Annotated in this window: 8 protein-coding genes; 7 read left to right on the top strand and 1 reads right to left on the bottom strand. The window is 50.9% G+C overall.

Features of this window, described 5'->3' with window-relative positions:
* Positions 1 to 29: 29 nt before the first annotated feature.
* Complete coding sequence (locus ACQ4MM_RS05250) at positions 30 to 311, bottom strand: hypothetical protein (protein WP_431476386.1); 282 nt, start codon at positions 309 to 311, stop codon at positions 30 to 32.
* Positions 312 to 943: 632 nt separating this feature from the next.
* Here ACQ4MM_RS05250 and ACQ4MM_RS05245 point away from each other — a divergent pair.
* The 7 genes from ACQ4MM_RS05245 to ACQ4MM_RS05215 all read left to right on the top strand — a co-directional run bounded on the left by ACQ4MM_RS05245 (position 944) and on the right by ACQ4MM_RS05215 (position 16389).
* Positions 944 to 1513: a hypothetical protein gene (locus ACQ4MM_RS05245; protein WP_431476385.1), complete on the top strand. Its 570-nt coding sequence runs from the start codon at positions 944 to 946 to the stop codon at positions 1511 to 1513.
* A 233-nt stretch (positions 1514 to 1746) separates the two neighbouring features.
* A complete protein-coding gene (locus ACQ4MM_RS05240) occupies positions 1747 to 3588 on the top strand; it encodes an AAA family ATPase (protein WP_431476384.1) in 1842 nt (613 codons plus the stop codon).
* 3 nt (positions 3589 to 3591) lie between these two features.
* Positions 3592 to 4236 (top strand): 4Fe-4S single cluster domain-containing protein, encoded by a 645-nt coding sequence (locus tag ACQ4MM_RS05235; RefSeq protein WP_431476383.1) that lies wholly within the window; start codon positions 3592 to 3594, stop codon positions 4234 to 4236.
* 27 nt (positions 4237 to 4263) lie between these two features.
* Positions 4264 to 10563 (top strand): AAA domain-containing protein, encoded by a 6300-nt coding sequence (locus ACQ4MM_RS05230; protein WP_431476382.1) that lies wholly within the window; start codon positions 4264 to 4266, stop codon positions 10561 to 10563.
* Complete coding sequence (locus ACQ4MM_RS05225) at positions 10560 to 11900, top strand: hypothetical protein (RefSeq protein ID WP_431476381.1); 1341 nt, start codon at positions 10560 to 10562, stop codon at positions 11898 to 11900. The genes ACQ4MM_RS05230 and ACQ4MM_RS05225 overlap by 4 nt, the downstream gene beginning before the upstream one ends.
* A gap of 55 nt (positions 11901 to 11955) precedes the next feature.
* Positions 11956 to 13143 carry a DUF4236 domain-containing protein gene (locus ACQ4MM_RS05220; RefSeq protein ID WP_431476380.1) on the top strand — a complete coding sequence of 396 codons (1188 nt, stop codon included), beginning with the start codon at positions 11956 to 11958 and terminating at the stop codon, positions 13141 to 13143.
* A 192-nt stretch (positions 13144 to 13335) separates the two neighbouring features.
* Positions 13336 to 16389 (top strand): DEAD/DEAH box helicase, encoded by a 3054-nt coding sequence (locus ACQ4MM_RS05215; RefSeq protein ID WP_431476379.1) that lies wholly within the window; start codon positions 13336 to 13338, stop codon positions 16387 to 16389.
* The last annotated feature ends 102 nt before the right edge of the window (positions 16390 to 16491 follow it).

The raw sequence follows: 16491 nt of genomic DNA, 5'->3' as shown, positions 1-16491 counted from the left end.
CTAAGGCCAACTGAGCGCGGCTACGATGCTTAGGAAGTCGTCGTGCGGCGCCCCTTGAGCACCGACTCAGGTAACTTCAACTTGGTCGGCTCCGGCTGCGGGAACACAGGCGTTGGGATATCGCGGCCCATGACATAAAGCGCTTCCAACAGCTTGAAGATTTCTTTCTCGAAATCAAGGAATCCGATCTTCCGTCCAAAGGTCACTCTAGTTCCTTGAAGCAGCATCATCGCGTTCAGTGCCCGAGAGATGGCGCCGGTCAGGATAAGGTCGCGTTCGGCCTTGGGCAGCTTGGGTTTTGGGGTATTCATGTGGCCCTCCAGTGATGGCGAATGTTCGTGACATTGCTAGTTCCCGACTGATCAACTGGTGGGCACTGAACATAGATTCTGTGCAACTAAGGCCAAGACTGAACCATCGGACCGCATACGTGCGTCTCACAATCCTATACCTGCCTGTAGTGGCTGTCATCTGGATGGTAGGCATGGAAAATTGCAACTGCGAAAGCTGTAGGCGTCTTTTTTCCACGAAATTCGAAGTTGGTTATATGGTGCAAAAGTGAGAAATGGAGTGCACGGATAGCAGCTCGCGTGTCCGAAAAGTGCAAGACCGATGTGTCCGCGACTGAGCTTATTTCGCCGATGGGTGGAGGGAATTTATATAGCCTTTGCTGGGACGTGATCAAAATTCTGAGGCACGTACTTTTGTTGAGCCGGCGGTAGGAATACCTTTACAATCGGCAAGAAATTTCATTAATTGGATATCGTATGAAGTTGCAAGAAGTAGTCGATATGTGGACGTTTTAATGCATCGGTCATCCACTGCTCGCCTCATCGACGTCGTCGAGGTCGATTATCGAGATCGAGTTCGCTGCCAAGCGAAAGGTTGTGGTCATGGCGTTTACGCTCGAATTCATGTTGTTCTTGACGGAGGCAACTTCGTAGTGCTGGGCAGCGATTGTTTTCAGCGCCTATATGGCGGTGTACTCACAGGAACAAAGTCTCATTACGGCGGCTCCAACAATAATCCGAGGCACCTGGACGAGGAAATGCGAGCGTTGCTTACGGAAAATACCGCAGCCTTCGTACGAAGGCTGGAAGGTATACGGCAAGAATTTGAGGCCGAAGTCGCACGAAGACAGGCGCTTGAAAGGCAGCAAACCGCGCTTCGAGAAATGCAATTCAAGGCAAAAGCGGAGTTACTTGCCGCCGAGCGGATGAGAAAGGCCCCGCGTCCAGTCAGTTTCAACAACGCCACTGCCGGACAGTTCCGATACATGTGGAGTTCGAGTTGGTGGTCTTCTTCGGACAAAGTGCGCGCCGGTGTTCAGTCAGTTCTAGATGAACCCGAGTACGTTCAAGTGATTTGCGAAGCAATTAATCTGCTGACACGGCAGCCTTCTTATACACCAGTGGAGTTCGCACTTCGGCTTTCCGAGCAATCGGTGCCGAGCGAGGTGACGCTGGAGTGTTTGACGCAAATTCGGCTAGCAGTGCGTTCTAAGAAGTTATGACTTCATAAAGCTACTGACGGCGTCCTTTACGAAGTCGGCTTGGTCTACTGTGAATCAGCTCGCGTAATGTGTTGCTCAAAGTGACTCATGGTAGACACTTCCTTTCCCGAGCAGATCTTTACAAGTAGAATAACTATCAATCTGGCAATGTAACTTGCATAATGGTAAGTTGCGTGCCTTGGTATGATATGGCTTTCTTGGACGCAGTTCTTCTGTGGCAATGGATTGGGGTCATGAATAATCAGACAAAGAATTCGGACTTTGTTAAAGCCCGTTGGCTTCGCGATTTATTGCGCTTTTTGCCATTGAAAAGCCAGTTTGTTCTTTCGGGCAATGTTAGGGATCTACAGGCGCTGGAAGTGGCGCCCGGCATAATTACAGCGCAGTCGCTGACTAGCACTGTGTGCGACGCGCTTCGAGAAGTAGGCTATTCGCGGTTTGTGGTTTGGGATCCATTAGTTGGGTTCAAAACTCCCGCAAGCCGCTCCAATCCTGACGAGCATTCTGATTCGCTGCTTACCAGCCTTGGCTTGACGCCGATAAATGGGGTATCACCTGGCGGCGTTGATATTCTTGGAAATGTCCTTGAACGGCTGGTCGAACTCGATGGCCCGCCGTCGACCTTAATCGTCGATTTCGCCTCACGCCTTATCGTACGTAATGAATCCTTGAGCGCAGCCGAGCATGGCTTGTTCACCCGTGCTTCTGTACTAAGCCATACCGCACAGGCTCGGCCTATTGGTGAACAGCGTCGCCCCTTCTTTAATACGATCATCTGGATCGTTGATAAAGAAGGCGATATTCCGGATTGGGTCCTAATCGACAACCCACGAGTTCGGCATATTCCTATTTCAAAGCCAGACGGCGCTACGCGACGTGCGCTTTCGCAGGCTCTCTTGCGAGGTGTTCCGGGCTTTTCGCAAGCGACGGATGAAGCCAGAAGTGACGCAGAACGAGCTTTTGTTGAAGGTGCAGAGGGACTCTACCTTTCAGACATGAATGCCATTGCGACATTGGCGCGCATTGAAGATGTGTCCATCGAGAGAATCTCTGACGCGGTTCGCCGTTACAAGGTTGGCGTGACAGAGGACCCTTGGTTGCAGATCGATCGAAAGAAGATTCGCGATGCGGAGGAACGTATTCATGAGCGCGTTAAAGGACAACGGCATGCAGTGACGCATTTGCTGGACTTGGTAAAGCGCGCAATGACGGGCGTCGCCACGCAACGAAAGGGCGGGCGGCCAAGGGGTGTCGCGTTCCTCGCTGGGCCAACAGGTGTCGGCAAGACTGAGCTAGCAAAGGCCATTACAAGTTTGCTATTTGGTGATGAAAGCGCCTACATTCGATTTGACATGTCGGAGTTTAGCGCCGAACACTCGGATCAGCGTTTGATCGGTGCTCCACCAGGCTATGTTGGATATGACGTCGGAGGTGAGCTTACAAATGCTATTCGAGAGAAGCCGTTCAGTGTTGTTCTATTCGATGAAATCGAGAAGGCACACCCTCGAATTCTTGATAAGTTTCTTCAGATTTTGGACGATGGAGTTCTTACGTCGGGCAGGGGTGATCGCGTCTATTTCTCCGAAGCGTTGATTATTTTTACATCTAACCTAGGGATCTACCGCCAGGGTGAGTCAGGCGAGAGAATGCCTAATGTAACTGCAGGCGAATCGTTTGAGTTGGTTCAGGAAAAAGTGCTTGGCGAAATACAGCGCCACTTCAAGCTTGTACTGAATCGCCCAGAGATACTGAACCGTATCGGGGAAAACATCATAGTCTTCGATTTTATCCGTGAGGAAGTGGCGGAGCAAATCTTTGAGCAAATGGTTGGCGCCCTTTTCGATGAACTCTCTACGAACGGTATGGCTGTCCGACTTGACGAGGCGGCGACTGCGTCGTTGAAGAAGGAGTGTTTGAGAGACCTTTCCAACGGCGGACGTGGTATCAGAAATCAATTGGAATCGCGTCTGATAAATCCACTTGCGCGAGGACTATTCGACCAAAATGCTCAGAGGGGAGAGGCGTTCATTTTGACCGAGGCCGATTCTGGGCAGCTCCAACTGCAAAAGCTGTAGCGAATGGATATAAGAATCTCTCGCCTGCACTTTCCTGTCAAAGCGTTGGGTCCAGGACGACGTATTGGTATCTGGTTCCAAGGCTGCAGTATTCGTTGCCCAGGCTGCATTTCTGCTGACACCTGGAACCAAAGTTCTGGGCATACAACGATCGCGAGAGTTTTGGCGCACATCCACCCGTGGATGTCGCACGCAGAAGGAATCACGATTTCAGGGGGCGAGCCTTTTGAACAACCAGAAGCACTTGAGGCTTTGCTGGCGGGACTTCGTCGACAGACGTCTGTCGACATATTGGTTTACAGCGGTCACGCCATCGAAAAAATCAAACCGAGTCTCATGAAAGTTGAAGGTTTGATTGATGTACTCATCTCCGAGCCGTTCGACGTCGGCACTACTCAATCGAGACCGCTACGAGGCAGTGACAATCAGCGCATGCACTTTTTGACAGCCCTCGGACGAACGCGTTTTAGCCAATACGAGCGGCCATTGTCGGAAGTCGATAAATCGTTGGATGTGATGTTTGACGCAGATGGCAGCGTCTGGTTTGCGGGAATTCCTAGTCGCAGTGACTTTTTCCTTCTTCAGGACCTCTTAGTCCAGCAGGGGCATCAAGTCAAAATTAGCGCAGATAAGGCGCGGAACAAGTAGAACAAGAAGAACCGGGGGCTGTAGATCATGATGCGTTTTTGTCCAAACTGCAAAACTGAGCGATCCGTTCAGGAATGGTTTTGCGAAGGTGTCGTCAATGATCGGCCCTGCCACTGGGACCTATCATCTCTTCCCATTCGAGCAGCGGGTGATCGACCTCAAGACGTCTTCACTAAGGAAGAAGTGGTGCATCAGCGCGACGGGCAAGCAGTGGCTTCGTCCGCGTTTGTATGCATGAATGGACATCCTATGAGCGAAGGCGATTTGATGTGCCTTGAGTGTGGCGCAGATCCGGTGTCCTCGGGAGGGTCATCAATCAACGGTGCTGCGGTCGACATTAGTCAAACCGATAATCCGCTTCCACAGCAAAATCCTGAAGAGACTCGAATTGATGGATGGCGCCTGTTGCGTAGGATCTCCAATACCGATGGAGTACGCGAGCGGTACATTTGCCAGCACGTAGACACCAATCGACAGGCCGTATTGACATTGTATCGGCCAGGTGCGGAGCCTGATCCATCGGTCTATGATGTCGTAGCACGCCTACCCAGAGAGCATGTACCTGAAATTATCGCGACTGGTCGCTGGGATGAGCGAGCCTATGAAGTTGCGGAGGAGCTTAGCGGCGGCACCTTAGCAGACGTGGGGATTGTAGTCAGTGACCTAGCTGCGATACGCCACGTCGTATCAGAGCTGGGACAAGCGTTGCACTCATTCTCGGAAGCAGGTCTCAGGCATCGAGACCTAAGACCGGGAACACTATTGGTGCGCAGCCATGAACCACTTGACTTGGTAATTAGCGGCTTTGGCTCAGCGCGCCTATCCGAGTTTGACCTCGACATAGTCTCCCCTCTCGAAATAACTCGCTATATGGCCCCAGAGGCGATTGCCGGGGGTGTCGCTGCCGCATCAGATTGGTGGAGCTTGGGGATGATCTTGCTCGAGCAATTGACTAACGGTGGATGCTTTGAAGGTACAAATCCTCGTGCATTCCTAATTCATGTTCTCGCTAATGGCGTCCCCCTTCCCGAAGCGCTTGATCCACAGATTCATTTGCTATTGCGCGGCTTACTTGCTCGAGATCGAAATGAGCGCTGGCAGTGGCAGCAGGTTCAGGAGTGGCTGGAAGGAAAAGCGGTAGTCGCTCCAACTGCATCTGCGACGGAAATCGATAGCACTGACGGAAGCAGCATCTCCCTGAGCGCAAAGCGATTTTACAAGCCGAGTGTGTTCGCACTTGCGGCTGCAGAGCACGAACACTGGGATGAGGCGAAAGATCATTTAAATCGAGGCGTCTTGATAACTTGGGCTGAACAGGCCGGCCTTCCGATTATCGCAATCTCTGGTTTGCGGCAGGTGATGCAGCAGGACGAGATAGACGACGATTGTCGTCTGATGATTGCGCTGAAGCTGTTGAATCCGGAGATTCCTCTAATTCTGCGCGGCGACATCGTAACGCCTGGTTGGTTACTGCAGAACGCGTTAGAGGGGTACGACTTAATTACTGGCGCGGTTCCGCCTTTTCTAGAGCGAATCGAAACAGAGACCTGGCTTTCGCAGTTGCGTGTCCGCGCAGAAGTTGTCCGTCATCGAGCAGCCAACCTCGGCATCGAGCTCAACGAAGACACAGTTCGCATTAATCTTCTTTCGACGTCGCGTGCTCGTTTGGCTGCACTTTGGGAACAGCAACGATTGCTGTGGCCTGATTCTGATCACGCCGGGTTACTTTCCTTGTCCGAAAAACGGATTATTAGCGAAGAGGATTTGATCGTTCTATTAAGTGCGGCGGCCACCCAATTCCGTTCGGTTGATGCTGTTCTACAGTTAGCGCAAGAGTTCGCCGGGAAAGAGGGCATTCAAACCTTCGATATGGAAGCCGCTCGTACGGATCTGGAGCTATCGCGTTCGGAGCTCTTCCGTAAGCTTGATGACCGGATTTCGGGATTTGCTCGAACCGGCAAGAAGGCAGTTGACGATTTGGCCGAACAATTTCGTTTGGAACGCCGCCTGCCGCTTTACGAGGCAATAGTGCTGCTCGGTATTCCGGCAGACCAATGGCTTGAGCCGCAAAAGCAGCAGTACGTGTCTCAGATCTTGGAATTCTTTGAAAAGAAGGTTTCCGCAGCTGTAATGAGAGGACCGTTGGTTCGTATGACCATTGGGAAGTCCACTGGACGTGCAGACATTACGGAGATGAACACCAAGCGCCATTCAGGTGTAGCGGTCCTTGAACATCTGCTCCTGAGAAACTCCCAGTCAATTCAGATCGACCCTGCAGTTTTCGCTGACAACCCTTCGCTGGAGAGTCGACTTCATACGCTGCATAGGCAAACTTCCATCTATAAACGCGACACCGGTATCGATGGCATGTACATGGGATTTCCATTTCTGATTATAAAAGGGAGTCGAAGTAGCGTACGGCCTCGAGTGACCCCGGTGCTGCTTTGGCCAATTAAGTTGCTGATGGAATTGGGGGCTCGCGGGCAAGTCTCACTTGCATTCGATAGTGAACGCGAAGAAGTCCGCATTAATCCAGCGTTGGAGGGTTTGCTGGGGCGGGATGCGGTAAAGGCTTGGCGCCAGGCAGCAGATGAAGTTCTGGGGAGGTCGGCGCTGAAGATGACCGATGTATTAGATTCGTTTGGCATGTTGGCCGCAGTTGAGCAAAGGCAGCTGAAGAGCTTACCTCCTCCAGCCTACGAGATTCCATTGAGTACGTTGGAACTCCATTGCTCCGCTGTACTGTTCCATGTAACGTTCAGCGGTCAGGCAATTGGCGAGGATCTACGTCAACTGAAAGTGTTATCGCCGTCAGGAACGGCACTTGAGTCTATGCTGCGGCTAAAGGAAAAGGCACAGTTCGAAACACCGGTTGAGTCGGGCGCAGAGATTGATCGATTCTTAACGGTAGCCAGCGATCCTTCGCAGGAATCGGCAGTGTTGAAGGCTCGGCATGAACCAGGCCTCCTAATCGAGGGACCTCCAGGTACCGGCAAGAGCCAAACCATTGTAAATATGGTGGGGGATGCTATTGGTCGCCGAAAGAGTCTTCTAATTGTGTGCCAGAAGCATGCCGCCCTGGAAGTCGTTCATAAACGACTGGTTGCAGAGGGACTTGGCGATCGAGTCATTATGATTAATGACGTCAATAAAGATCGGGAGCCCACGATACGGACTGTTCGTGAGCAGCTCGATGGAATTTTCAAAGGATCGATGTTTGAAAGCGGTTGGGTTAAACAGCGCGAGCGCATAGCAGCAAAAATCGAATCGTTAGAAGGTGAACTTGACCGTTTGCACCGAGCTCTTCACGATACAGATGACGCGACAGGTTTGAGCTACCGCGCATTGTTGGGCGAACTCATTCAACTTGAATCGGGCACTCCACCGATCAACATGCCCCAATTACGCAGTCGGCTCGCTGTCTTGGATTTAGCAGCTTTGTCGAGACTCGAAGAGCAATGCGCGCCGTTAGCACGATACTGGTTACCGGCCAAATTCGAAGGTAGCGTACTAGATCGCTTGAAAGTATTCGCAAGTGATAAGGCGACGATTGAGGAGTTCAACCTTGCCTTCAACGCCTTTCTTGATGCGGAACAGAGTCGAGCGGATGTCCTAAATAAATACTCATCTAATTTTGATGTGGACGATCCAGAGCCGTATCGTGCCTGGATTAGCAAGAATGCCGGGCGGTTGTCAGGATTGGAGGATGTTCAACGAAAACGCTTGGCTCAATGGTTACCATTGTTCCGACCAGCCGGAAAGGTAGATGCGCCGGGCCACATTCACTGCGATTCGCTTACGCGATTGCGCCAAGATCTGTTATTGATTGATGGGACGGGATATCAACCCAACTTGTCGCTTGCACTTGCAAAATTGTCCGATGTCGAACTCTCAGAGATTGAGCGAGAAGCTAGTCTTGCAGTCCGCCCGCCGACGTTCTTTAGCTGGATCAACCCTGCGACATACATTAGACGAAAGAAATTACTAAGTTTCTGTCTTGATGCGGGAGCTATTAAGGAGTCCGACACAATTGAAAAGCTGTTTGCGGCAGCACGCCTTGAGAAGAAGTGGCGCCCCTGTCGAAAAGAATTGAATTCAATTTCTGGCAGCTTAAGACTTGAGGCAGTCTCTTCGACATGTGGTCCGACTCTTTCTGACGAGTGTCTGGTTCGACTTCGTAAAGTGGAAGAGGTGCGAGAACTAGCGCAACACTTAGCGGTAGCGCCACGTGGTGCAGAATTTGATGCTGCAGTCATGACCGGAGAGCGTTCGGACGTTGACCATCTATTGGACAGTTTCGAACGCGCTTTTGTACGCCATGCTGCACGTATGCAAAGCTTAGGTGCATTGTCCGGCCTGGAAGATTGGATTATCGATGAACAGATTCGCCAATTTAAGCAATCCATTCAGAATAACGTTGAAGATCGTAGCATTCTCAACCGAATTCAAGACGCACTTCCGACTCTGCTCGCGTATCAACAATTCCGTACGCGCTCGCAGAACTTGAGTAAGGAAGCGTTGGAGCTATTCGCCATAATGCGTGCCCACGAATCGTCGATAGTTTACGTTCCACTGGATAGCTTGGACGGCGAAGTTCGTCGCTTAATTAACAGGGAGTCGCGACTGGGCTGGAAACGTAGAATGGAGCAGGACAGGCCAGAACTGCTGTTGGAGCAGACCGAGACAGCTGCGAAGGTTCAGTCTTTGGCAGCTGCCGACGATGAGATGCGTCGATTAAATCGCGATGTTCTTCGTGAAGGAATTGATCGTAGCCGTCTAGCGTCGCCTAAGCAATGGGAGGACGTGACGCGACTAAAGGGACAGCGTTCCCGCCGCTTGCGAGAGTTCATTGAACTTGGGGCTGAAATGGGATTGATGAGTTTGCGCCCTGTCTGGCTCATGAATCCCGATGTCGCTAGCCGCGTTCTCCCATTGAAGACCAATTTGTTTGACTCCGTTGTTTACGACGAGGCATCACAGATGCCAGTCGAATATGCTCTTCCTACCCTATTCCGAGGAAACTTGGCGATTGTAAGTGGAGACGAGAAGCAAATGCCGCCTAGCGCGTTCTTCTCTGGTCGTGCGGAGAGCGATGAAGCAGAAATCTTTGACGGTGATCAGCCTGATGACGACGCTAGCGAAGAAGAGAAGGAACAGTTTGAAGAGACTTGGAACCGCCGCGAAATCAAGGACTGCCCTGATCTCTTGCAGCTCGCAAGAACCGCCCTTCCAATTACGACGTTGCAAATTCACTATCGTTCTGCATATAGAGAGCTGATTAGCTATTCAAATGCAGCGTTCTACGAGAACAATCTTAGCGTTCCTGTTCGCCATCCCGATGCGACGATCCAACAGGAAAAACCTCTAGAGTTAGTTCAGGTGAATGGACTTTATGAGAAGCAAACCAACGCCGATGAAGCGGATAGCGTGGTGACAATCTTGGCAGAGCTGTGGAAAGTACCTTACGCAGATCGCCCTTCGATTGGTGTGGCGACATTCAATCTCAAACAGGCCGACCTGATTGAGGAGAAACTGGAACAAAGAGCCGAAGAGGACGCAGCGTTCCGAGCAGCTTATCAGGAAGAGGCTGCGCGCATCGAGGATGGGGAGGACATGGCAGTATTTGTGAAGAACGTGGAGAATGTGCAAGGTGATGAGCGCGACGTAATTATCTTCTCCACTACTTTCGGCCGAAACAGCCAAGGTGTCTTCCGAAGGTCGTTTGGCGTCCTTGGGCAAAAGGGCGGCGAGCGTCGTCTGAACGTTGCGGTGACTCGTGCAAGACAAAAGGTTGTACTGGTAACTTCTATGCCGATTCAAGACATCTCAGACATGCTCAGTACACGACGTAAGCCCGCTATTCCAAGGGACTATTTGCAAGGATATATGGAATATGCGCGAGCTATGTCTAATGGAGAAATAGCTAATGGGCGAGCGCTACTTGGACGCATGCATAGTGAGCGTGCAAATGCAAAACTACAGCAAGGAAAGAAACTGGATGGCTTCGCGAAGGATGTGTTCGACTACCTTCATTCCTTGGAAATTGATCCTGTATTGGCGCAGGAGGGGGATGCTTTCGGTATAGATTTTGCGGTTGCCGATCCACGAACGGGGCTATATGCGATTGGGATCGAATGCGATGCGCCGCGCCATGAACTTCTTCGACATGCCAGGGCCCGCGACATTTGGCGTCCTTCTGTTCTTCGCAGGGCCATTCCAAATTTACATCGCATATCTTCACAGGCCTGGTATCACAATAGCGAGGCCGAGAAAGACCGTCTCCGGTCTGCGATTGAGTCTGCGTTAAGCAAGGAGTCTGCGGTATGAGCGGCCCTAAAGTTGTACGTATTGTGACGCGGGAGGAGCTCGTCGCGATTTGTGAAGGGCTTTTGCGGCGTTTGGACCAAGCCTTTGCTATGTGGGCGACTGAAGGTAAGCGAATCGGAGAGCTAACAGATGACGAGATCGCCACGACGTTAGAACGAAAAAACGCCCTTAGCCATTTGTTGGCAAGCGATTCCTTCGTGGACCTTCAAAAGTCAGTTCCTGAGGAGGTGGCGTATTTGAACGATGATCTTGAGCGACGTCAGCAAGCCGCAGTTGATAAGGCCGCCCGCAGGTTGACGCGCCGGCGAGAAGCCAGAAACAGCGCGGCCACGGTTTTGCAGGCGCTGAGATCTCGAGGTATTGAGCTTCCGGAAGCATTGAGTGCAAACTTGAGGATGGTGGCTGAAGGAAATGAGATAAGCGGCGTCGATTCAGTCCTTGCGCAAGCGTTTGCCTTTTTGGTACCTCAAGAAAGTACCGGGCTTACCAAGGCGCAGAAGGATCTGTTAGATCGTCACCTAACAGGCCTGGGCCACCTGGAAGCAAACAATTGGAAATCCCCTGAGATCATGAGCCCATTCAACGTGCGGCTTGAGCAAATTGATCGGAAGTTGGCCGAGCTTAAGACGCAATTGAATGAAAGCCAGTCAGCGGACTTTGCGACGCGCTTGGCGTCTATCGAGTCGAAGGATTCAGGACCTCAGCAAAATCTATTGATGGATAGCCTAACCATGGATTTAGTGTCCGCGATTGATCGCAATCGAGTTCAGCGCGCTGCCTTGGCCGAACTGAGTATGCTAGCGGCCGAAATTGGCGAGGTTAGCGGCACAACCGACACCTTGGTTCGTCGTGTAGCTGCCTGCGATTCTGCTACCTCAATGACCGAGATCAATGAACTTGCTAATGCTTGCAGAGTATCGTTAAGTGAGCTGCAACAACAACGAGAAGCCGTAGGAAGACGGAAAGCAATTTTAAACGGCCTTGCTAAGTTGGGCTATGAGATCAATGAAGGGATGGAAACGGCTTGGGCGCAGGATGGGCATGTCATCGCCAAGAAATCATCGCATCCGGGTTACGGTGTTGAGATCGGAGGTCAAGCTCACGTGGGGCGCCTCCAAGTGAGGACGGTAGCATTGTCGTCCGATCGTGATGTAAATCGTGATCGCGATGCGGAGACCATATGGTGCGGAGAGTTTTCGAAACTGCAGGGCTTGCTAGCGGAGAGTGGCGATAGCCTTGTTATTGAGCGTTCTATGGGTGTTGGCGTGGTGCCGCTAAAAGAGGTCAGTGAAAATTCGATGGGTGCAGCTATGGAGTCTAAGGGCCGTACGGCATGAGGAGCCTCAATGTGCTTTGCTTGTTTGATCTAACAACTTAGAGTGGAGAAAACTGATGACACTGAGATTTCGAAAGTCTATAAAGCTTGCACCTGGCGTTCGTATGAACATTGGTTCAAGCGGCGTATCGTGGAATTTGGGACCTCGAGGTGCTTCAGTCAGTATTGGTAAGCGCGGAACTTACCTGAACTCAGGAATTCCAGGTTTGGGTATATCCAGCCGGGCCAGGTTGGATGGTAAAGGCCCTTCATCACGTTCAAGCTCTCAGACAGTCCGCTCGGTGTCGCTCACGGTGGAAGTAACGGATGAAGGTGAGGTGATTTTCAAGGATGGCTCAGGCGCACCAGCTTCGGATGAAATGATTGCCGCTGCAAAAGCACAGAAGGGTGACCATATTCGCGCCATGATTTTGACGAAGTGTGACCAAATTAATGGTGCCATTGAATCACTGGGGGAAATACATCTTTATACGCCGCCGCCGTCGAGTAGCCCACAGTTTTGTGAGATTCCTTTCACAATGCCTCGTCCAATCGAGCGGACTAAGCGGAAGTATGGGTTACTGGCCCTGCTTTTTGCCAAGTTGCGCGCTAGAGTAGACAGCGAAAACTCAAAGTTGGTTGAGGCATACACTGCGGAAGTGAACAATTGGGAAGATGAGCGTCGCAAGCACCAGAAGATTTCAGCCAAGCGAAAGGCGGACTTCGAGGGGGCGATGAAAGGAAGTTCTGCCTCCATGGAAGTGCTCCTGGAGCAAACGTTACAAGAAATTGTTTGGCCGCAGGAGACGCTTGTCGGTATCAACATTTCGGTGGACGGTTCGCTGGTCGCGTTAGATGTTGATCTACCGGAGATTGAGCAGCTGCCAACCAAGCTTGCAGCAATGCCGGCTAAAGGAATTCGGTTTTCCGTTAAGGAGATGCCGAAAACTCATGTACAGAAGCTGTACATGCGCCACATCCATGCGATCGGCTTTCGACTTATAGGAGAAACGTTTGCATCGTTACCTAGTGTGAATCAAGTCACTTTGTCGGCGTACTCACAGCGGCCTAATAAGGCCACCGCACATGTTCAAGACGACTACCTTTACTCGGTCAAGGTGCAGCGCTCGGCATGGCAAGCCATCAATTTTTCGGCATTACCCGATCTTGATGTAGTCGCGGCACTCGATCAGTTTGAACTTAGGCGCAACATGAGCGTTACAGGAATATTTAAGGCAATCGAACCATTTCCCATTGCTGAATGATGCATGAACCGTGCAGCGGTGGGTTGTTCAGGGGATCTGCTGGACCACCGGCAATATCCGCGACAAAGCGCGTCGAGGATCGGATCACCTTCAAATGGGCTGAAGCCCAGTTCCACAGGCTGGCGATTCAGATCCCAAGATTCCGCTAACGCAGCTAGAACGGCGATTAAAATTGTGTGAAGGGTATTCCGGATGGATCAAGCTGCTGTAAATGATCTTGGTGTTGACCAAAATATTTGGATCGCACTGCGAGACTGTCAAAAGAATGCGGTACGTTGCGGTATAGGCTATCTGACATCCAGTTTGGAGCAACAGGAGAACAAAGCCTGTTTGCTTAGTCTGCCTACGGGTGCTGGAAAGTCAGGGGTCATCGCCACCCTTGCGCATTACGCGCCGCAGCACAAGGTACTTGTTCTTTGCCATCGTCGTTATGTGTGTAATCAGCTCGCTAAGCAGATCGAAGGCGGATTTTTTCACAAGACAGCGCCTGTCGCGGTGACCGCGCAGCGAACGGTGTTTGACTCGATTGACGACATTAGTCACAACGGCATTTATGTAACAACTTTTCAAATGCTTTCAAGGCAGCCCTCAGAACATCTGGATGAAATCCGCGAGGAATTTGACCTAATAATTATTGACGAGGGGCACTCAGAGCCGTCTCCAGTGTGGCGGACTTTGGTGCGGGGGGCGAATTCCCATCGAATCATCGTCACAGCAACGCCCTATCGCAACGACCTTTTCCAGTTTGACGTTAGTCCTTATATTAGCTACATCTATACCTTCGCCGAAGCGGCCGAGGACGGGGTGCTTTTTGCGCCTCGTATGGAATTGGTCGAAAGTAATGACTTGGAAGATGCGATCAACAGCTTCCTGAAAGCGAATCCTGAGCTCAAATGTATTGTGAAGTGCAAGAACTTCGACGAGGTTCAGAGCTATTTCGAAAGGTTATCTAAGCTTGCGCCAACCATTGCTGTGCACGATGCGTTCGAAAACGATTCGCTCGATGTCCAGCGAGTATCGGTTCCGAAGGACATCGCGGAAAGCGCGTATCGCATACTTATCCACCAGCACAAATTAGATGAAGGGGTAGATATCCCATGCGCGAAGTTGCTGGTATTGACCTATGTTGTGGGCAGCGGACGTGAGCTTGTCCAGACAATTGGCCGCGTAGTGCGCGCCTTTAAGAACCAGGAACCAGTCGTGCTTGAGATAGCGGATGACGCCAACCGAGTGATGTGGGAAAGTTACCTAGACTTCGACTCATCTTTGAAATCTGAAGCAGGTGTGGCAAAGTTCTTGAGCTCTTTGGATAGTGCCAAATTGATAGAGCTTTACCTTGATGCGTTTCCCGACTTTAGTTACCACCAAAGTAGATTCGTGGGAAAGTTCAATATTAACGACTTTGATCCCGATGAAGCCCTTGTGATACCCACGGCTTCGATCTGCTTCCTTAATTCTCACGCAGACTTCTCTATTGCCAAGGCGGCTGATACGCTTTACTGGAGAGCTACAAATTGCGGCGAGCTCTGCAAGATCTTCGTTTCACGATCGACCTCTATACAAATTGTGTTGTCCGTAGCCTTCAACAAGTCTCGATTCTTGGCCAAGGAATTGTTCTTTGAACCTAGCCTTGAAATTACGTTGCTGCGAGAAATGAAGAACGGTGTAGTAGCGGTCTTTGACAGTCGAGGCCGGTCGTTTTCTGGCGACTCCGAATTGGACTTGGCATTCCCGCTTCCCCAGGAAAAACTTCTAAAAGTTATGACTAGGGATGGGAAAATGCGACCAAAGGAAACAAGCACCCGCGCTATTGGCAAACCCACACGCCGCCCAGAGGCGATGCATCTAAAAGGTGCAAACTTAGACGAGATTGGTGGGCAGCAGCAATTCTCCGCGTATCGCATGTCTACTTTGAAATGCGATACGCTAAACGATCAGGGAAAGAAATCTGGAAGCTTTTATGTTGGGATTGATTCTGGCAGGATATCCGACCATAAGGATCGAAAATTCAGGTTGTCTGATCTGGCTGAGTGGTTCGATATGATCGAGGATTGCTTGGCATCGAGTAACGAAGCGACAAGTCGCGTTCTCAGTTCGTTCGCCAAACCCATAATTCCAACGGGGCCCCTTGAGCTCGAGGCTTTGATGTTCGAGTTCATGGATCCCGAACAAGCGATACGTATCGAGGCAGGCCAAGTGGCAGTTGAGGTCAGTGATGAGTTCTTGTTCTATGAATGTGCAGATCAATTTCAAATCTTGCCAGGAATTGCATCCACTACCGTCAAAGTGAGTGTTAGCCATGAGGAGCCGTATATAGAGTTTTCCGCTTGCACTAGCGTGGTCGCGACTACTTCTGATGGCGTGGCAATGGATATTGAGGAACTCCTTAGTGCGCGCCTTAGCAAGGCACTCTTCAAGAACGGGATTACGTATTCTGGAGGCAGATTTTACGAACTTCGACTCCCAACGCAAGGGGGCATTGAGATTGAAAAGTCAGAGCTAAGCAATGTCATAGTTGGGCTACCTGCACTTCTGCACGAAGGTCTCTCTGAAAAGGGAACGGATAAAGGACCGATCGATGATGAGTTCGATCCGGACTCGGTCTTTTACCTTATTGACCAGCTAAAGAACTTTTCGAATGTGAATCCTTCATTTTTGGAGTTAGGGCCCTTCTACGATTATGTTTCGCATCCGGACATCTTGCTCTGCGCTGACATGGGCACGGAGCCCGCTGACTTTATTATTTCGTCGCGTGAGAAGCTTGTTTACGTACATGTGAAGTGCGGGAAATCCTCGCAAAAACCTCAGTCCGCCGCTGGCGCAATTGCGGAAGTAGGATCACAAGCAGTCAAGAACTTAGAAATGCTAATGTCGGGCGATCGCAACTTGCGAGCCGGGAACTGGACAGAGCTACTGAATGATTGGCCAACAAATACTGCAGATAAAAGGCTTGAAAGCCGAATTCGCCTTCTCGACGGCAAGCGCTTTGATGGTTCCAGCGCGAACCTGCAGGTTGAGATGGAGCGCTTGTGGTCGATCATTGCTGATCGGCGTAAGAACATTGCGGTAAAGAAGGAAATTTGGATAGTCGCAGCAAACAGCTTTTCAAGATCAGACTTCGCAAGTCAAATGGGCTTAGGTGCTCATGGCCGAAGTGAATCGCTGCAGGCATATCAGCTTATTCAAGGGTGGATAGGCGCATGTTCCAACCTGGACGTAGAGATTCGCCTTTTCGTGGCACCTTGATGTTGTCCGTGCATGCATCCAATTGCAGGAAGTCCCTTGAAGTAGAATTGGTAGGGCAGTTTCTTAGTGTCGTTGCCCTTCTACTTCTTAGATTGAGGTTTA

It is taken from the genome of Massilia eburnea (assembly GCF_050709955.1).
Classification (GTDB): Bacteria; Pseudomonadota; Gammaproteobacteria; order Burkholderiales; family Burkholderiaceae_D; genus Rugamonas; species Rugamonas eburnea_A.
This window is presented reverse-complemented; position numbering and strand designations above follow the sequence as displayed.